The 17,127-nt window shown below is 59.7% G+C and carries 17 protein-coding genes and 1 tRNA gene; 8 read left to right on the plus strand and 10 right to left on the minus strand.

The features are described from left to right. The first annotated feature begins 20 nt into the window (after positions 1 to 20). Positions 21 to 656 carry a hypothetical protein gene (locus HJA_RS03135; protein WP_051597299.1) on the plus strand — a complete coding sequence of 212 codons (636 nt, stop codon included), beginning with the start codon at positions 21 to 23 and terminating at the stop codon, positions 654 to 656. Between the two features lie 2 nt (positions 657 to 658). On the opposite strand, the gene metG is transcribed toward HJA_RS03135, so the two are convergent. Next, entirely contained in the window at positions 659 to 2,395 is a 1,737-nt protein-coding gene (gene metG, locus HJA_RS03140; RefSeq protein WP_035578186.1) for a methionine--tRNA ligase, read from the minus strand. Positions 2,396 to 2,645: 250 nt separating this feature from the next. Then, positions 2,646 to 3,125, minus strand: a complete 480-nt coding sequence (locus HJA_RS03145) for an OmpA family protein (protein ID WP_155839846.1) — start codon at positions 3,123 to 3,125, stop codon at positions 2,646 to 2,648. 370 nt (positions 3,126 to 3,495) lie between these two features. Here HJA_RS03145 and HJA_RS03150 point away from each other — a divergent pair. The 6 genes from HJA_RS03150 to HJA_RS03175 all read left to right on the plus strand — a co-directional run bounded on the left by HJA_RS03150 (position 3,496) and on the right by HJA_RS03175 (position 9,331). Next, positions 3,496 to 3,571, plus strand: a tRNA-Thr gene (locus tag HJA_RS03150). Positions 3,572 to 4,065: 494 nt separating this feature from the next. Next, positions 4,066 to 6,249 carry a TonB-dependent siderophore receptor gene (locus tag HJA_RS03155; RefSeq protein WP_206741660.1) on the plus strand — a complete coding sequence of 728 codons (2,184 nt, stop codon included), beginning with the start codon at positions 4,066 to 4,068 and terminating at the stop codon, positions 6,247 to 6,249. A 7-nt stretch (positions 6,250 to 6,256) separates the two neighbouring features. Continuing rightward, positions 6,257 to 7,126 (plus strand): alpha/beta hydrolase, encoded by an 870-nt coding sequence (locus HJA_RS03160; RefSeq protein ID WP_051597300.1) that lies wholly within the window; start codon positions 6,257 to 6,259, stop codon positions 7,124 to 7,126. Further along, positions 7,123 to 7,404, plus strand: a complete 282-nt coding sequence (locus tag HJA_RS03165; RefSeq protein ID WP_035578192.1) for a hypothetical protein — start codon at positions 7,123 to 7,125, stop codon at positions 7,402 to 7,404. The genes HJA_RS03160 and HJA_RS03165 overlap by 4 nt, the downstream gene beginning before the upstream one ends. Continuing rightward, positions 7,401 to 7,712, plus strand: a complete 312-nt coding sequence (locus HJA_RS03170) for a hypothetical protein (protein ID WP_035578194.1) — start codon at positions 7,401 to 7,403, stop codon at positions 7,710 to 7,712. The genes HJA_RS03165 and HJA_RS03170 overlap by 4 nt, the downstream gene beginning before the upstream one ends. Next, positions 7,709 to 9,331, plus strand: coding sequence for a PepSY-associated TM helix domain-containing protein (locus tag HJA_RS03175; RefSeq protein ID WP_035578197.1), 1,623 nt, complete (start codon positions 7,709 to 7,711; stop codon positions 9,329 to 9,331). Before HJA_RS03170 ends, HJA_RS03175 begins: the two co-directional genes overlap by 4 nt. 92 nt (positions 9,332 to 9,423) lie before the next feature. Here HJA_RS03175 and HJA_RS18310 read toward each other — a convergent pair whose 3' ends face one another. Continuing rightward, positions 9,424 to 9,993: a MarR family winged helix-turn-helix transcriptional regulator gene (locus tag HJA_RS18310; protein ID WP_162177018.1), complete on the minus strand. Its 570-nt coding sequence runs from the start codon at positions 9,991 to 9,993 to the stop codon at positions 9,424 to 9,426. Between the two features lie 88 nt (positions 9,994 to 10,081). On the opposite strand from HJA_RS18310, the gene HJA_RS03180 reads away from it, so the two are divergent. Further along, positions 10,082 to 10,942, plus strand: coding sequence for a sigma-70 family RNA polymerase sigma factor (locus HJA_RS03180; RefSeq protein WP_035578199.1), 861 nt, complete (start codon positions 10,082 to 10,084; stop codon positions 10,940 to 10,942). A gap of 260 nt (positions 10,943 to 11,202) precedes the next feature. Here HJA_RS03180 and HJA_RS03185 read toward each other — a convergent pair whose 3' ends face one another. Genes HJA_RS03185 through trbL form a run of 7 tightly spaced genes read right to left on the minus strand, consistent with a single transcriptional unit; the run spans position 11,203 to position 17,124 of the window. After that, positions 11,203 to 12,246 (minus strand): tyrosine-type recombinase/integrase, encoded by a 1,044-nt coding sequence (locus HJA_RS03185; RefSeq protein WP_155839847.1) that lies wholly within the window; start codon positions 12,244 to 12,246, stop codon positions 11,203 to 11,205. Further along, positions 12,165 to 12,560: a helix-turn-helix domain-containing protein gene (locus tag HJA_RS18490; RefSeq protein WP_155839848.1), complete on the minus strand. Its 396-nt coding sequence runs from the start codon at positions 12,558 to 12,560 to the stop codon at positions 12,165 to 12,167. Before HJA_RS18490 ends, HJA_RS03185 begins: the two co-directional genes overlap by 82 nt. An 18-nt stretch (positions 12,561 to 12,578) precedes the next feature. Continuing rightward, a complete protein-coding gene (locus HJA_RS03190; RefSeq protein ID WP_035578202.1) occupies positions 12,579 to 12,818 on the minus strand; it encodes a DUF2274 domain-containing protein in 240 nt (79 codons plus the stop codon). Continuing rightward, positions 12,815 to 14,074 carry a TraB/TrbI/VirB10 family type IV secretion system protein gene (locus tag HJA_RS03195; protein WP_035578204.1) on the minus strand — a complete coding sequence of 420 codons (1,260 nt, stop codon included), beginning with the start codon at positions 14,072 to 14,074 and terminating at the stop codon, positions 12,815 to 12,817. The genes HJA_RS03190 and HJA_RS03195 overlap by 4 nt, the downstream gene beginning before the upstream one ends. Next, positions 14,071 to 15,099 (minus strand): P-type conjugative transfer protein TrbG, encoded by a 1,029-nt coding sequence (trbG, locus tag HJA_RS03200; RefSeq protein ID WP_035578206.1) that lies wholly within the window; start codon positions 15,097 to 15,099, stop codon positions 14,071 to 14,073. The genes HJA_RS03195 and trbG overlap by 4 nt, the downstream gene beginning before the upstream one ends. 12 nt (positions 15,100 to 15,111) lie before the next feature. Beyond that, entirely contained in the window at positions 15,112 to 15,795 is a 684-nt protein-coding gene (gene trbF / locus HJA_RS03205; protein ID WP_035578208.1) for a conjugal transfer protein TrbF, read from the minus strand. 3 nt (positions 15,796 to 15,798) lie between these two features. After that, on the minus strand, positions 15,799 to 17,124 hold the full coding sequence (gene trbL / locus HJA_RS03210; protein WP_035578211.1) for a P-type conjugative transfer protein TrbL: 1,326 nt from the start codon (positions 17,122 to 17,124) through the stop codon (positions 15,799 to 15,801). Between the last annotated feature and the right edge of the window lie 3 nt (positions 17,125 to 17,127).

The raw sequence follows: 17,127 nt of genomic DNA on the forward strand, positions 1-17,127 counted from the left end.
AGCTGGGAGCATCGGGAAGCATGTCAGACCACACAGACCGGATACTTGGCAGGATCCATGAGCTTGAACTGGAGCTCGAAGCGGAATTTGCCAAGAAGCGGGCAGGGTTCCGCTTCGGGATGGAGCGTGGCCGGGTCCTGTTCGATCAGGAAGTCATCCGTCGGCACCTCGAGCTGCGGAAGGCTCTGATCCCCTACCTGTTGAGCGCACGTTTCTGGGTCGTTGTGACGGCGCCGGTCATCTATTCCCTGATCGTGGCCTTCGTCGTGCTGGACCTCTGGGTGTCCTTGTACCAGGCCATTTGCTTTCGCGTGTACGGCATCCCGCAGGTCAAACGCCGGGATTATCTCGTGTTTGATCGCAAAAGCCTCGCTTACCTCAATGCGATGGAGAAGCTGAACTGCGCCTATTGCTCCTACGCGAACGGCGTCATCGCCTATGTACGCGAAGTGGCGGCACGCACGGAACAATACTGGTGCCCGATCAAGCAGGCACGCCGCGTGATCGGCACGCATGCGCGCTATGCCGGGTTCTCGGAATATGGCGATGCCGAACACTACCGGGAAAGGCTGCACGCCCTCAGGGCAGACCTGAAAGAAGAGACCGCATCGGAAGACGCGTCCGGTGACCAGACCGGCAACGCCTCTTCCGAATAGTCCTAGCTTTCGGTTCCGCCGCCGAAGCGCTCGGTCCACTCTTCGACCTGCGCATCCTCGATCTTCTGGAACAGGACGTCCGGCGGGGAGATCGCCATGCCGTGCGGCAGGGCATCCAGCAGGCCGGCAAAGTCCGCGTCTGCTGCCGGGAAATTCCGGTTCTCTTCCGGGATATTCAGGGCATCGAGAATCTTCTTCGCAGCGCCCGGTATGATGGGCTGGGCGATGATACCGAACAGCGCCGCCAGGTTGAGGCCTGCGCGTACGCCAATGGCTGCCGCATCGACATCCGATTTGTACTTCACCCACGGCTCGGCCTTGGTGAGATACTCGTTCCCGGCGGCCCAGATGGCGCGGGTCTCTGCGGCGGCTTTGCGGAACTCCATCGCCTCATAATGCTCGATCAGGCGGGGCAGGCGCTCCTTCAGCTCATTGACCATCCACGCTTCGGCGTCGCCCGGGGTGCCGGCATCCGGCACCTGACCGTCGAACTTGGACGCGGTGTACTTCGTGATCCGGTTCACGAAATTGCCGAGGACGTTGGCGAGGTCTGAATTCACGGCCGACTGGAAGCCTTCCCAGGTGAAGGCGGCATCGGAGCCTTCCGGCGCGTTGGAGATCAGGTACCAGCGCCAGTAATCCGCCGGCAGCAGCTCCAGCGCCTGGTCCATAAAGACGCCGCGCTTCATCGATGTGGAGAACTTGCCGCCATACCAGGTGACCCAGTTGAAGGCTTTCAGCTTGTCGACGGTTTTCCATGGTTCGCCGCAGCCGAGCAGCGTGACCGGGAAGGACACGGTGTGGAAGGCGACATTGTCCTTGCCCATGAACTGGACGTACTCGACCTCATCGGCGCCCTTGTCGGTTTTCCAGAGGGTTTCCCAGTCATTGCCCGTGGCCTCGGCCCATTCCTGCGTGGCGGAGATGTAGCCGATCGGGGCATCGAACCACACATAGAAGACCTTGTCCTCGTATCCGGGGCGAGGGTTGCCCTCTGCATCGGTGACTTTGACGCCCCAGCTGAGGTCGCGGGTGATGGAGCGGGCGATAAGGCCTTCGTCCAGCCACTTGTTGGCGATGGAAACCGCAAGGCTCGGCCACTGGGCGCCTTTGCTCTTCACCCATTCGCGGATCCGGTCCTGCATCTGCCCCTGCAGCAGGTAGAGATGGTTCGTGTCGCGGATCTCGATGTTCCGGCTGCCAGAAACCGACGAGTACGGATCGATCAGGTCGACCGGGTCCAGCAGGCGCCCGCAATTGTCGCACTGGTCGCCGCGGGCCTTTTCGAAGCCGCAGGTCGGGCAGGTGCCCTCGACATAGCGGTCCGGCAGGAAGCGCCCGTCATCGACGGAATAGACCTGTTTTGACGTCCGCTCCTCGATCAGGCCCTGCTTTTCCAGCGCCTGGGCGAGATGCTGGGTCACAGCGTGGTTTGCCGGACGTGACGTGCGGCCGAACCAGTCGAAGGACAGGCTGAAGCCTTCGCCGGCCGCACGCTGGATCTCATATTGCTCGTCGCAATATTCCTGCACGCTGATGCCCGCGGCCTGTGCGGCCAGCTCAGCCGGCGTGCCATGCTCGTCCGTGGCACAGATATAGGTCACCTCATGGCCCAGCAGGCGCATCACGCGGGAGTACACGTCAGCCGGAAGCATCGAGCCGGCAAGGTTGCCGAGATGCTTGACGCCGTTGATGTACGGCAGGGCAGAGGTGACGAGGATGCGCCGGGTTTGCGTCATTGGGTTCCAGTCTTTTCCGTTTTAGGGCCTTCAGGACCGCGATTCAGGCCTTGCGGCCCCGATTGAGCGTGTCTTTTAGCGCGGCGTGACGGAAATGAAAGAATTCGAACAGACAAAAAACCTGTATTGCGTCAGGGCCTTTGCCCGCCCTGGCCGCAAAGAAAGGCCCCGGAACGGCGAGGCCGGTCCGGGGCAGTCAGCGGTGCAGGCGCGGTGATCTGACCTGCACCGGTCTTTAGAGGAAACGGAATCAGAGGCCGTAGAGCGGCTTCACATCGAGATTGATGTCGACACGGCGGGCCATCGGCTCAGCCTGAACTTCAGCGGAAGCGGCATTGGCGTTCACCTGGCTGAAATTCGTTTCGATGCGCGGGGCGTAAATCCCCCGGTCGGAAAGTGCCTGCAGCACGGCGGCGGCGCGGGCTTCCGACAATTGCGCCATTTCGGAATCGGTGTGGGCCTCTTCAGACACCACGGCAACATCGATGTCGGTCACAGCGCAGCCGTCGAGGCTGTCAGTGGCAGCATTCAGTGCCCGGACTGAATAGGAAGACAGCATGGTCTCATAAGCCGGAAAATAGATGGACAGTTTCATGTCCTCGCAAACAGGTTTGCGGGCGACATAGACAGGCTCGGCCGGCGGCGGCTTGGGCGCGTCGGAAACGGCCGGCAGCGCAACGAGGGCGCCAACAAGGCCCAGCCCGGCGGCAGCGAACAGCGTGCGTTTCATGATTGTCTCCTTCGTGCTCATTTCTTGCTCCATCAATCCCTGGGAACTCTTCCGGTTCCTGTGCCTCTTCATGAACTATGGGATAGGCGCGGTTTGAGGCCGAAATGTGCAGCCACCGGGGCGAATGAGGCGGTGCCAAGGAATTTGGATGAATTCTGACGGGCGGAGGGAAAGCCTAAACATAACAGTGTTTTGGCTATGGGAGAGCGACCCTTGTCTCGCGCATCAGGGGAAATTTCCGCTCAAATGTGGCACCTCCGGGGCAAGAGGTGGCCTGTCACAAGGCCAGAAAGGCGTGCCTCGTGCATCCGGAGTGGAGCACCTGCTTGCATCCGGGCGGACTTCCCATTAGTGACGGGTTTCCTCATGGGCCGGCTTAGCTCAGCTGGTAGAGCATCTGATTTGTAATCAGAGGGTCGCGGGTTCGAGTCCTGCAGCCGGCACCATAGGAAACAAGGGCTTAGACCTGATCACACGTGAAAGTTGAGATCTAACTGGCGCGCAATTGGCGCGCACCCGAGAAAAAGCAAGCAGATCGCCTCTGCCGCCACGGTCCGATATGCAGGATCAAAAGGCATACTGACCTTTGTGGTCGAGTAGGCCGGTGCGTTTTGACCAAGTTGCGCGGTGACTTTCTGCGCCGGAGCGCTTTGAGTAGCATTTCATTGGCTCAAGCTTTGAAATTTGGCGTCTGATTTTAGAGAGATCCGAAGACAAAGAACCGACTGACCTGATGGCGTGGTCTGGCCATCTTTCGCCGGAAAATCCCTATGCCTGTCCCAACCTAAAATAGGTGCGACAATTTCGACAACGCGCATTGCGAATGAGAATGACTTGCACTATCAGGCGGTGACTAATGATTTGGTCATGCGGGAAAGCGGTCATGAGAAGAGTTTTGTTTGCGGGTGTGTGTTCAGCAGCCATGTTGTCAGGGGGCGCCATGGCCCAGGCGCCTCAGGAGGATGCAGAACGGGTTGAAGAGACAGTTGTCGTTGTCGCGACGGGACTGTCGAGCGCGACCTCCACGACAAAGACGGATTCCCCGATCATTGAGTCGCCGCAAAGCATCTCGGTGATCAGCCGCGAGGAAATCGATCTCCGCGCCGTCAGCACGATCGCCGACGCACTCTCCTACTCCGCGGGTGTTCAGGCCGAGCCCTCGGGCATCGACAGCCGGACCGATGAAATTTCGGTCCGTGGATTCGGGGCGGGGGGGTTCTCTTCAAACAACAATTTCGTCGACGGGCTTCGCCTGCCGGCCGGCGGCCAGTGGACGCGCTTTGGCTTTGACCCGTACGGTTTGCAGCAGATCGAAGTGTTGAAAGGCCCGTCGTCTGTACTGTACGGTCAGGCGGCACCGGGCGGCATTGTCAACATCGTCTCGAAGCGTCCGACCGAAGCGAAGCAGTTTAACGCCCAGCTCCAGGCGACTGGCTATACCGATCTTGAAAATTGGACCTGGCAGGCAGCTGCAGACGGAAGCGGCGCGCTGACCGATGATGGCAAACTACTCGGCCGCCTGGTCGGACTTGTCCGCTATGGCGACACGGCAATCAACGATGTGGAGAACGGACGCTATTATATCAGCCCAAGCCTTACATGGGCGCCTACGGACGATACGCGCTGGACTTTCCTTGGCCAGTATCAGCGCGACGAGGGCGGGGCGACCTTCCAATTCCTTCCGGCCGTGGGCACCTATGAGTCGACGAATGGCGGCTACATCGAGAATGATGCCAATATCGGCGAGCCGGACTGGAACGCATTCGATCGCGACCAGCTGCTGCTGGCTTCCTTCTTCGAGCATGATTTCTCCGACAAGCTGACCCTTCGGAACAATCTGCGCTACACGCATGTGGAAACCCTGTACCGTGTGGGTGTCCTCGCTGGCGGTACAGTGACTGATTGCTCCGTGTTCACAGATCCGGCGGAGAATGCGGCCTGTATTCCGGGGCAGACGATCCGCCGGCGCGCTGTTCAGGGCGATGGGGAAAGCGATGGCTTCGCGATCGACACGCAGCTGCAGTACAAATTCACGACGGGCGAGCTGGAGCACACGCTTCTGGGCGGCATCGACTATTTCCACACCGAATGGGAGCATTTCCGCGATCTGGTCAGCCTGCCGGGCCAGCCGGGTGGTCAGGTCAACCCTCTGTGGGACATCTTCAATCCTGTGCCGCGCGGGTCTGAGGCGTATTACGAAAACCTCAATCCACAGATATACGGATCGGCGGTCAGCAAGCAAACCGGTCTCTACATTCAGGATCAGGCGAGCCTCGGGAACTGGCGCTTTACGCTGGGCGGACGTCAGGACTGGTCTGAAGACGAAAGCAGCAACCTTCTGAATGATTACCAGTATGATACGGATGCGGACAAGTTTACCTGGCGCGCCGGAGCGGTGTACCTGTTCGACAATGGCTTTGCGCCTTATGTTAGCTATTCGGAATCCTTCCTGCCGCAAGTGGTTGACCCGTCGTCCACATTAGGCGGGGTGTTGTTCGATCCGACGACGGGGCAACAGTTCGAAGCTGGTGTCCGGTACCAAGGGGGACGCAACATCTATCTGACGCTCGGCGCCTATGACATCATTCAGGAAAACGTGTCCACTTCTGATCCCGGCGGCACCTTGTGCGGCACCCGGGTCTGCCAGATCCAGACCGGTGAGGCTGAAGTCAAAGGGATCGAATTTGAAGGCCGCGCGTCACTTGATACCGGCACGACCTTCATTCTGTCTGCGTCCACGCAGGATGCAGAAGTCACGAAGTCGAATGATGGCATTGAAGGCAACACGCTGGCGCAAGTGCCGGAGGTGCTCGCCTCTTTCTTCATCAACCAGGAAGTCGAAAACGGGACATTCAAAGGCACCGGCTTTGGGGGTGGCATCCGCTATACGGGCGAAAGCTTTGGCGATTCCAATAACGTGTTCGAGATCGAAGATTATACCTTGTTCGATCTGTTCGTCCGTTATGACCTGGGGGCACTCGGACCAGCTGCCGAAGGTGTCGACATTTCACTGAATGTCCGGAACGTCGCCAATGAGCGCTATGTGACGACGTGTTCCTCAGTTGCATCCTGCTTCTACGGTCAGGGCCGCGTTGTGACTGCCCGACTCCAGTACCGGTGGTAGGATATCCATGATCGCCAGGTTCCTTTTGATCCTGACCTGTTTTGTCTGCGGCGCGGCTCCGGCCCTGCCGCAGACGCCATCTGCTGCCTACGTCATGGAACGGACGGAAGTGCGGGACATTGTGTCGGCCACCGGCGGCGCTTACCGGATTTTCATCCAGACGCCGGAAGGGCCCGCTCCGGAAGCAGGGTATCCCGTTCTCTACATACTCGATGGCGAGGATAATTTCGCTGTCGCTGCCGCAACGGCGGATCGTTATGCCAAATATGCGCGTGACCATGGTTTCGAAGCCGGCCTGATCGTTGGGATTGGTTATGCGGAAGAAAGCCGGCGGTCTTTGGATTACACGCCGGAGACGGACCTGACCGCCGATGCCCGCGGCCGCCCGGTGGGCGGGGCAGGTGCCTTCCGGGAGTTCATCGTCTCGGACCTGCGCCCGGCGATTGAGGCGGATTTCCCGGTAGATACTTCCCGGCAAACCTTGTTCGGGCACAGCTATGGCGGCCTGTTCGTGCTGGACACTTTTTTCGCAGATCCCTCCTTGTTTCAGACCTATGTCGCTGCGAGTCCCTCGATCTGGTTCGGCACTCGGGCGGTGTTACGAAATGAGGCTGAACTGTCTGGCAAGCTTGTGGGCCTGTCCCCGCGCACATTGGTGCTGACTGCCGGCGATGGTGAGGATCATATTCCTCCCGCACTCGCTGGCAGTGGCGTCGGCAGTCTCCGGGCGGAAGCAGAGGCGCTCGCATCACGGCTTACCGGTATTGAGGGTCTGACGGTTCACCACCGCACACTCACCGGCGAAACCCATGGGTCTGCACTTTTGCCTGCACTGGGCAGCGCCGTTGCCTATACCTTTGCTGGAGGCCCGTTGTGACCCTGTTTCTCATATTGTCTGCGACGGTCCTTGGCCTGGCGGCCTCTGTTGCCTTCTATCTCGGCGCCCCGAGCCAGAGGCTGCTGGAGCGGCGGCTGGCCCTGCCGGTTTCTCTCGGTGCAGGCGGTGTGCTCACAGTGATCTCTCTTGTGCTGTATTTGCAGGTCTGCGGACCGGCGGCATCAGTCTTTATCCTGATGACCGTGATTATGGGGGCGTGGTCAGGCTTGCCCTTCCTGATGACGGTGGTGAAACCGGGCCGGAGTCGACGGACATGAGTAACGACACGTTCCGCTATTCCAGCCGGAGCTGGTTCGGCAAGGCTTCGGCCGGGCTGATCCTGGGGTTTGCGCTGGCCCTGTCGCTGACCGGGCTGTTTGCCTGGCTATGGCCGGGCGGGCTGATGCACTCCTCGGGCAAGACACAGCTGAATATGTGGTTGATGTCGCCCATCTGGGCGTTGGTGCTCGGCTTCTGTTTTTTGTTCCGGACGGGCCTGCGGGCCTGGCTGTGGCTGGGCGGCGCGACGCTCCTTTCCTTTGCCGTATTGTTCGCCGTTAAAGCTTTTCTCGGGGGGGCAGCATGATCCGCGCCGACATTGTGAAGATGTACAAGGATGTTCACACTTGGGTGGGCATCGTTTCGGGGCTTGCCTTGTTCATCGCCTTCTATGCCGGGGCGATCACCATGTTCGAAGGGCAGCTGAAGCGCTGGGCGTCTCCTCCGCCTGCGCTCTCCACGCCGGTGCCGCTGGAGCGGACGGCTGAACTCGTCAGCAAGACGATTGAGCAGCATCCCGACGCCGGCAATGGCTATACCATTCATGTGGCGACCAGTGCGGATCGTCCGGCCCGGATGAGCTGGACGGTTTGGCCCGAAGGCCGCTCACGCGGTGCGCCGCAGGAGACCTGGTACTCCGCGCTGGATACCAATGGGGATCTGGAAGTGAGCAAGGATACGACCAGCCCGGTCGCGCAGTTTGTGGACGTGCTGCACCAGCAAGTGGGGCTGCCGTTCGATCATGAGATCGCAATGCCCATCATGGGTGCTATCTGCTTGCTCTACGCCATCGCGCTCATCTCAGGGGTCATCGTATTTCTACCGGGGTTCGCAAAGGACCTCTTCGCCCTGAGAATCGGGAAGAATCTCAAACGGATGTGGCTCGACGTGCACAATGTGCTCGGCATTTTCAGTCTGCCTTTCCATATCATCATGGCTCTGACCGCAATTGTCTTTGCCTTCCATGACCAGTTTTACGGCGTGCAGAACAAAGTCGCCTATGACGGCCAGCTCAGTGCCATGTTCGAGGCGAATGAACCTGAGCACCATGTCCATCCGGAGGAGAGGAAGGTGTTCCTTTCACCGGACTTGCTGATGGCACGCCTTGGCGAACAGGCCCCAGGATTTCAGGTGAAAGATATCCGTTACATCTTCCAACGTGACGGAACCATCGAGACAATGGTGAATGGCGTAGATCCACGCTACGGTCATCGCGGGCCTGATTTCGGGATCGTGGCTGTGAATGCCTATACGGGGGATGTCATGTCCAAGGACTACCTGCCTGGACATCAGGAACCCATCATCGCAACCGTCACCGGCTTTTTCGCGCTCCACTTCGGGAATTTTGGCGGCGTGCCGGTGCGGTGGGGGTATTTCTTCCTCGGTCTTGCTGGCGCTTTCCTGTTTTACTCCGGTAACCTGCTCTGGATCGAGTCACGGCGGAAGAAGGCGCGGAAAACCCAGACGGATCCTGTGCAGCCTCTGAAGACGAAAGTGCTCGGTGCCCTGACGGTCGGGGTATCGTTGGGCTGTATCGCAGGCATATCCGTCACGATCGCCGCTGCAAAAGTGCTTCCCTCTTTCACGAGCGACATCGCGCCTTTGCACAGTTGGATCTACTATCTGACGTTTCTCGGGGCAGTTGGATGGGCCTTCCTTCGCGGTACTGCCAGGGGCGCTGTAGAGCTCCAGCTGTTTGCTGCAGCTTGCACGCTGGCCATCCCGTACGTGAGCCTGGCATCCTTTGTCATTCCCGGATTCGGGTGGACGTCGGAAGGCGGGGGCTTTCTGATTGAGCTAACGGCTCTGGCAGGTGCGGCAGGCTTGCTCGTCTCCGCCCATAGAACCCGGATCCGCGTCCGGAGATCGCCTTCGGATAGTATCTGGCATGTAAGCGGCATCAATTCGCGGGAAGTGATGACGTGACGAAATTTCGTTAGCCGTGTCCAGCAGATTTGCGGCATGTTATCGGGCTGGCTGATGACGGAAAAACTATCAATATTCAGGCCTTAAGTCGCTCAGGAAAGAGAGAAGTCACAACACCAGTTGCCAACCATCTCGGGCGCCAAATCCTTCTGATCGAACTTGCAATGCGACCGTTCCGGGGAGCCGGAATGGGTCGCGTAGTACGTGCAATGACTACAAGTGCCAAACGGGCGTTTGTTTCGTATCTGCCTGACATTTTCCAGAAGCGAGTAGCAGAGTTTCTGCAATTGTTCCCGGTTCTTAGGCCCCAAATAATCTACTGCCGAAACCAGTGACTGCAGCGGGTCCTGATCCAGCATCTTCAAGCCAAGTGTGGACAATTTGAATATGTGGCTTCGAGCATCCTGCTTAGAGCGGATTTTTGTCAGAAGTCCTTTATCGTGGAGGCTTTTGATGATCTGGGAAGCCGTTCCGCGTGACGTTCCGTGAAAATCCGCAAAGGCGGAGGAAGTGTTCGCTTCCTTTCCAGCACGGGAAAAGAATCGAAGACAGGTCCATTGAGCCGCTGTGAGCGGTGACGCGCTGCTATCACTTCGCAAGACCCGTCCGACATGGACGAGAAGTTCTGCTAGCTCCGCGCTGTCTGCGTCAATTTCGCTCATGCCTTTTACTATCGAAACGAAATCAAATTGACAATATACCGCCACCAGATAGTTTCGAATCGATATTATATGTACGGAACCCCAGACGATGATCAGCGACTCCAGAACTCGTCCGAGATCCAAGAGTAAACGGACCGCAAACTGGCTAAGCGCCGAAGAAGAAAAGACCCTTGCTCGCGCCTGGCAGAATGAGCGTGACCTGAAAGCGAGAAACAAACTCGTCGTTGCGTATACGCCTCTGGCTGAAGCTATGGCGGCGCGGCTCCTGCAGGATCGAAACGAGAGCCAGAGGTCTGACTTCATTCAGGAAGCCCATATCGGACTTCTGAAGGCGATTGACCGGTTTGACCCGGAAAGGGGATTTCGACTTTCAACCTATGCCGCCTGGTGGGTCAGAGCCGAAATACAAACCTTCAAACTCAACAACTGGTCGTTGGTGCGGCGAGGAACGTCGACACATGCCCGCAAGGCATTCTTCCAGCTCGGGCGTGTCGAAACGGAAATGACCCGATTAAAGGATTCCGACCCGACTGAGATCGACAAGACAATCGCATCGAACCTTGGAATTACGCGGCAAAGACTGAATGTCCTGCGAACGCAGTTTTCCGGGGCGGACAAATCACTGGATATCCAACCGGGAGAAGGACAAGGCGCCTTTGGATCTCCTTATCTCATTGATAAATCGGAATTGGTTGAGCTTCGGGTCAGCCAGAAAATTGATCAGGAACGAATAAAGAGCGTTCTATCCAGTTCTCTGGCCAAACTGCCCTGTCGGGAACGAAAGATCGTTCTGCTGAACGTGATGATCGAGCCCCGGCGTACGCTTGAGAGTCTGGCAGCCGACTATGGCGTTTCAAAAGAACGTATTCGACAATTGCGCAACAAGGGCCTGGACCGGCTGCGCCGGGAGTTCTCTTTACAAGGCATTCAAGCTCAGGACTTTTTCTGAACTCGTACGCCACAGAAACAGGATTGATGAAGAATGGCAGCGGACGCTGCACATCATGTGCGCTCTGAACCTGACAATTCGTCCGGATTCAGATCTTACCTGCGAGCGGCATTCAAGTGTTGTATATCAGGGAATAATCACATCAAGAGTAACTCATTCAAAAGTGCCGGAAAATATGATCAGTGTAAGGTATCCGTCGATGCTGAATTGTCTACGACGACATATGAAACTCCCCATCGTAGCGGGGACAATAAGACAGTTTAGATTGATTCCAGCAGGAACTCTGAGACCGTATCGGCGTCCAATTGGCGCGCGACCTGGCACAAAAAGAGGTCGATCGCATCTGTGGCCTTCGTCAGGTATGCAGGATCGAAGGGTGCATAGATTTCCGTTGTCGAGTAATCCGGTGCCTTGTGGCCGAGTTGTGCCGCAACCTCCCATGCTGGAACGCTTTGCATTCGGAGCCAGCGGGCGATCGTATGCCGAAAGGAATAAGTCTGGACGTTTCCGGACAAGCCTGCAGCTGCGCGGGTTGACGCCCAGCTTCGTTTTACGCTTTCGACGGCGGAGCCTTCATAACGGACAAGCGCTTCGGTTCCGGACGCCTGCTTGCGCACCTCAATATAGGCCGCGAGTTGTTCCGGGAGCTTCACAGTGGGGCGGTATTTCTTGGTCTGTTCGCGGCCTTTGGGGTTCAAGTCGATCAGCCTGTGCTCCAGATCAATCTGTGACAGGTGCAAGTCAAGAATGGCGCCAGTGCGGGCGGCAGTTCCTATCAAGAAGGCGATCAAGACACGGACATGTTGTTCCCTGGCAGCTTTGAGGAGTTTGGCAACCTCCTCTATTTCGAGGGGCCGGCCTTTGGGTTCCGGCTTGGGGGGATTGACCAGCTGGACATAAGGCACTGAAGCGATGTCACCTCGTTTCCAGGCCCAGTTGAGCGCAGACTTCCCGATCATGAGCGCATTGCGGACCGAGCTTTGCGAAAGCTTCTTTTCAGCTGACAGCCAATTTCGGAATTTCAGCTGCTGATCCTGGTGGAGCGCTTGCTTGATTGTCGCTTCACCGTGAAATTCCAGCCAGTAGCGAAGGGTTCGGCGGATATCGACGGCGGATCGCAGGTGCTGGCCATGGTGTTCGTAGAACCGGGCGAAAACTTCGGCCAGCGTGGTCTCGTCCGGAGCTTCCTGTGTCTTGGATTGGTTGAGAACGAACCAGTCGTTCAGGATGGCCTTTGCTTCTTCAAAATCCGTTGTGCCGAGGCTAGCGCGTCCGGTCCTGCGAGTCTTGGGGTCGATCCACATCCGGTACCAGGCCGGGCTGCCTGAGCGCTGGCCGAGCCAATATTTGCCGACCTGGTATCTGACTCTGGCTGCGTATCTTGCCATGTCGTCTCCTCAATTGCGTTCAACAGGTATTCGGCAAGCTGAAACCCGAAGAAGGAGAGCTTGCGCTTCGAAATCCGTACGTATGCGATCCGGCCTGCATCCCTCAGCCTTTTCAGGGTCTGTTTCGACATGCCGAGATGCCGGGCAGCCTCTTCTTCTGAGTAGCGCTGGTAGACCGGCAACCCGATTTCACTGGACATCTGCCGGACGGTTTCGTCGACTTCGTGCATGGTCTTGCGTCCTGCCAATCAGCCCTTCTGACTGGCCTTCAGGACCTTGCGGGCTTTCCGGAACCCGGCATCGCTTGCCAGAAATGCTTCGAGCATATGCGGGACCAGAACTGCGATGTTCACCTCCTCTCCATGCAGCTGGCTATGAACCTGGGAATAATCTTCCAGTTCAGCAACAAGTGAGGGGTCGATCTGGACGGTCAGTTTCTGTGGAGTGCGGTCCGGCAGCGGCCCGATCTTCAGGCTGGTCTTGCTCATTGTGGGTGTCCTTCTTCATAGGGTTTCAGAACGATGTCCTTGTTCGCGAGCACGCCGAGCCGCCAGCCGGGCCGGATCGTGATCGTGGGCTGGACGCCGAGGTTTCGGCGCACGATTTCCTGACCGGCTTCATTGGCGCCGGTCTGCGCCGAGCGGCGGAGCGCCCGGGCAATATCGCTTTCATCGTCAGTGCCGAGTTCGGCGCCGACGCCAAGCAATGTCGAGAGGGCGACGCCCTGCAGCAACTTCCAGGAGTGATAGTCGACCTTGTCCTCGAGTCCGGCATAGCCGCGCGCGTCGACGCCGGCGAGATTGTCGATCCGGATGGAAGATCCGTCGGGCATGACGATCCGGCTCCAGACAAGGAGGGCCCGTGATTGGCCAAATGCGATGACACTGTCATAGCGTCCGATCAGGCGCGCGCCCTGCGGCACGAGCACGGTCTCGCCGGTCACCGTGTCATAGACCGGGCTCGTCACCTGCGCGATAACCTGGCCCGGAAGATCGGAGTTCACACCCGTCAAAAGCGTCGCCGGGATGATCGTGCCTGCCATCAACTGGTAAGGCGAAACAGGCGTCTCGAGCCGGTGCGGATTGTAGATCGAGGGATCGGGCTCTTCGCCCAGGAAATCCAGTTTCCGCACCTGCCGGTTCGGATCCTCGCTGAGAGACGATCCGAAAGCTCCTTCGCGAGATGGCGCAAAGGCCGACAGGTCCGGAAAACTCACCGAACTCGGCGCAGATGATGCACCACTCCCAAAAACAGTCTTCGACCCTGCACCTGAGCCCACTTGGAAAAACACGCCGCTCCCGCGCGCTGCATCCGTAAGTGCTGCCTCGCGTGCCCTGAGTTTCTCTTCCAGCGCCGCCAGCTGCTCCTTCATCGAGTCCACCTCTGGCGCATCTTCCTCCGGCAGGCCCATACGCCCTTCACGCTGCGCCTTCAGGATCGGCGGGCCAAGGTCGCCAGGCAGTGGCGGCCCGAGCATATCTTCCTTCGGCGGCAGTTCGCCATAAGATTTCGGAAGCGTGGCCAATCCGTCCGCTTCCGGATTATGCCCGGTATTGTAAAGCTCGCGCGCAGGACCACCATCGTCGTCCTTCGGGGTCTGCAGGGCAAACGCCAGAGAGCCGAGGACGATCGCGCTGCCTGTGCCGACAAGCACCATCAGGGCCCGCTTGGAGAACCGTTTGACGGGCCGCGGTCGCCCGCGGATTTCCAATGGCTGGGGAGAAGAGGAGGCCGCTTCCGTCATGGTTTTGTGCTGCCAAGATCATTGCGCGCGATCTTCACGACGTCCTGGCGCTTTTCGCCGAGGCGCAGTTCAGCGCGGGCGAACAGGCGGTCGACGACATAATAGTCGCCCGACATGCGATAGTTCACGAGCTGGGACTTGCCGTCCCGGCCGATGACGAACAGGGCAGGGGCCTCGCCCTGGTCGAGCCGGGCCGGGAACTGGATGTAGACTTTGCGGCCATCGTCGAAGACGCGATCCGGCCGCCAGTGCGGCGCATCGCCGTCGATGTCGTACCGGAACTTCAGCCGGTCGAGCTGCAGTCCGGCGGGCGAGGAGGGTGCCGATGCGCGCGCCGTGCCTGAACTCGCCACCCGCGTCACCAATTGCTGGTCGGCATAGCGCCAGGAGACGGCCGCCATATAGGTTTCCTCGAACGCGCGGAGTTCCAGGTGGTAGGCTCTCAAGCTCGTCGTGATGATGAGGTTCGTCTTGAGGCCGGCCTGGGTCGGCTTGATCAGGATATGGGCCTGGGCCTCTGCGCCGGTGCCGGAGACCGTGTCTCCCAGGACCCAGCGGACCGTGTCGCCGGCCGAGACCGAGACGAGTTCCTCGCCGGGCTGGAGGACGATATCGGTGACCTGTTCCGGTGCGCAATAGACCTGGTAAAGCGCACCCACGGTGTAGGGATAGACCTGGATCGCGTTCATGTAGTTGTCGAGCGAGGGTTCGATCGCCGCCTGGCCGTTCGCCGCCTCGATGGCCTGATAGGGTTTGAGGGAAGGCGCTTCCGTCTTCGTCGGCATGGGTTTCAGCTGGCCGGGCACCGCGCCTGACACGATGGTCGGCGTGTAGGTGCGGTAGACGACCGGTTCTGGGGCTGGCTCGGCGTCCGCGGCCTCTGTCTCCTCCACATCCGGTGCGAGATAGAGGTCTTCGACATAGTCTGGCTCATCGAGGGTGATGTCGGGACCGCGAGACGCCGGCAACGTCTCGCAGGCGGCAAGCGCCGAGGAGGCAAGCAGGATCGGGGCAAGGCGTTTCATGGGGTTATGCTCCTATTGATGGTCTTTTGACCAGTTGAGACCGTGGACGTAGAGGCCGAGAGGATTGGCCCGCAGGGCCTCTTCGGTGCGGGGCGGGTCGATGACGATCGAGAAGATGCCCGTGTGGGTCGACTGGCCGGTCTCGGCCCCGTTCCGGAAGGCGGTTTCGCGCCAGCGGACGGTGAAACTGTCATCCGAGGCGCGCACGACGCTCGTCACATCCACCGAAACAGAGCGCCTGCCGACCTCCGTAAACGGATCATTGTCGCGGGCATAATCGTTGAGTGTCGCCGCGGCCCGGTCGGTTGCATAGGCATAGGCCTTCAGCCAGTTCTGGCGGACGACGACCGGATCAATTGAGATGGAGCGCGTATTCTTCACGAACTCGGCGAGGTGATAGGCGATCTGCGCATCGGTCGGCTCATAGCGTCCGTCGGCAGGGCCGACGGCGCGTACCGCGCCTTCGCCGGTCAGTTCGACGACATAGGGCGTCACGATCGATTGGGTCGAGCGCCAGACAAGGCCGCCTGCGAGCACGAAGGACAGGGCCAGACTTCCTAGCGCTGCGAACCGCCAATTAGCTGCCTGGACGCGGGCCGATCCGATCCGGTCGTCCCAGGCCTGCGCCGCACGCTGGTAAGGCGTCACGGGCGCCGTGGTCTCGCCATAGCGGGTAGAATTGCGCTTCCAGAGCATTGCTTAGTCCTCGTCTTTCCTGAGTTCGATCGATGTGCCGCCACCCGGCCGGTCACTGTCGCGCACGGCGGAGGCGGCCATCATGCCGGCGTCGCGCACATGCTGGTCCCGCTTGATGCGCCGGGCCCAGTCCGGGGACGAGTCCGGTCCGCGGGGAGGCGGGGGACCCGCAGGACCTGTGCCGCCGGTTGCGGCGAAAGCAGCTTGCGCGCCGGCCTGATGGCTATCCCGGGGATTGCCAAACATGCGCCCGGCGAGGTTCCGTGCACCGGACGCCGCCGCGCGGACGCCTGCGCCTGCGACTCCGCTCATGCCCGCCGCAGCAGCACCGGTGCCAGTCTTGCCAGAAGCGGCCGCATTCATCTGGTAGGCCGTGCGGGCGCCGCCCGTCATGGACGCCGCCGCACCGACGGCGCTGCGCGCCCCGCCGGCCGCGGCGCCAACGGCCGATTTCGCAAGACTGCCACCCGCGACGGTGCCTGCGGTCACACCGGCGGCCGTGCCGATGGCAGCCCCGGCGCCCAGCTGCGGCGCACCGGAAACAAGCCCTGTCGCGATGCCAGGCCCGAACAGGCCAAGCGCCAGCAGCGAAAGAGATCCGAGGATAACGGAAGCAGCCTGTTCGAGTGTCACCTCGTCAGGCTGGAACGTGGAGGTGATGGAGGAAAAGATGGTCGAGCCGATGCCGACAATGATCGCCAGCACCATGAGCTTGATGCCGGAGGCGATGACATTGCCGAGGACTTTCTCGGCGAGGAACGAGGTCTTGTTCCAGAGCGCGAACGGAATCAGCACGAAGCCGGCGAGCGTCGTCAGCTTGAACTCGATGATGGTGACGAAGAGCTGGATCGCGAGGAAGAAGAACGCCAGCAGCGTGATGATCCAGGCAAGGAACAGGACCGCGATGATCACGAAATTCTCGAAGAAGGCGATGGGGCCGGTGAGCTTCTCGATCTCGTCGAGCAGGGGCAGGGCGGCGTCGAACCCGGTCGCCGCGACGAAGCCCGGCTTCATGATGTCCTCGGCCGTGATCGTGCCGCCGGTCGCATTGAGGCCAAGCTGCGCAAAGCTCGTGAACACAATGTCCGACAGGAGCGCGAAATTGCCGAGGATCAGCGCGAACGCGCCGACATAGAGCACTTTCTTGAGGAACCGGCCGACAATGTCCGTGTCCGGACCCATGGCCCAGAAAAGACCCGCCAGCGTGATGTCGATGGCAATGAGCGCGGAGGTCAGGAAGGCGACATCCGGCTGCAGCAGGCCGAACCCGCTGTCGATATAAGCGGAGAAGGTTGCGACAAATTGGTCGATGACGCCGAGGTCTTCCATTGC

Source organism: Hyphomonas jannaschiana VP2, from assembly GCF_000685215.1.
GTDB classification, from domain to species: Bacteria; Pseudomonadota; Alphaproteobacteria; order Caulobacterales; family Hyphomonadaceae; genus Hyphomonas; species Hyphomonas jannaschiana.

Excerpts from the sequence above, each read along its gene's own strand:
- metG (WP_035578186.1), bottom strand. The coding sequence starts at position 2,395 with ATGACGCAAACCCGGCGCATCCTCGTCACCTCTGCCCTGCCGTACATC.
- HJA_RS03145 (WP_155839846.1), bottom strand. The coding sequence starts at position 3,125 with ATGAAACGCACGCTGTTCGCTGCCGCCGGGCTGGGCCTTGTTGGCGCC.
- HJA_RS03170 (WP_035578194.1), top strand. The coding sequence starts at position 7,401 with ATGAGTAACGACACGTTCCGCTATTCCAGCCGGAGCTGGTTCGGCAAG.
- HJA_RS03195 (WP_035578204.1), bottom strand. The coding sequence starts at position 14,074 with ATGACGGAAGCGGCCTCCTCTTCTCCCCAGCCATTGGAAATCCGCGGG.
- HJA_RS03185 (WP_155839847.1), bottom strand. The coding sequence starts at position 12,246 with ATGTGGATCGACCCCAAGACTCGCAGGACCGGACGCGCTAGCCTCGGC.
- HJA_RS03175 (WP_035578197.1), top strand. The coding sequence starts at position 7,709 with ATGATCCGCGCCGACATTGTGAAGATGTACAAGGATGTTCACACTTGG.
- trbG (WP_035578206.1), bottom strand. The coding sequence starts at position 15,099 with ATGAAACGCCTTGCCCCGATCCTGCTTGCCTCCTCGGCGCTTGCCGCC.
- trbF (WP_035578208.1), bottom strand. The coding sequence starts at position 15,795 with ATGCTCTGGAAGCGCAATTCTACCCGCTATGGCGAGACCACGGCGCCC.
- HJA_RS03180 (WP_035578199.1), top strand. The coding sequence starts at position 10,082 with ATGATCAGCGACTCCAGAACTCGTCCGAGATCCAAGAGTAAACGGACC.
- HJA_RS18490 (WP_155839848.1), bottom strand. The coding sequence starts at position 12,560 with ATGCACGAAGTCGACGAAACCGTCCGGCAGATGTCCAGTGAAATCGGG.
- trbL (WP_035578211.1), bottom strand. The coding sequence starts at position 17,124 with ATGGAAGACCTCGGCGTCATCGACCAATTTGTCGCAACCTTCTCCGCT.
- HJA_RS18310 (WP_162177018.1), bottom strand. The coding sequence starts at position 9,993 with ATGAGCGAAATTGACGCAGACAGCGCGGAGCTAGCAGAACTTCTCGTC.
- HJA_RS03190 (WP_035578202.1), bottom strand. The coding sequence starts at position 12,818 with ATGAGCAAGACCAGCCTGAAGATCGGGCCGCTGCCGGACCGCACTCCA.
- HJA_RS03155 (WP_206741660.1), top strand. The coding sequence starts at position 4,066 with ATGGCCCAGGCGCCTCAGGAGGATGCAGAACGGGTTGAAGAGACAGTT.
- HJA_RS03135 (WP_051597299.1), top strand. The coding sequence starts at position 21 with ATGTCAGACCACACAGACCGGATACTTGGCAGGATCCATGAGCTTGAA.
- HJA_RS03160 (WP_051597300.1), top strand. The coding sequence starts at position 6,257 with ATGATCGCCAGGTTCCTTTTGATCCTGACCTGTTTTGTCTGCGGCGCG.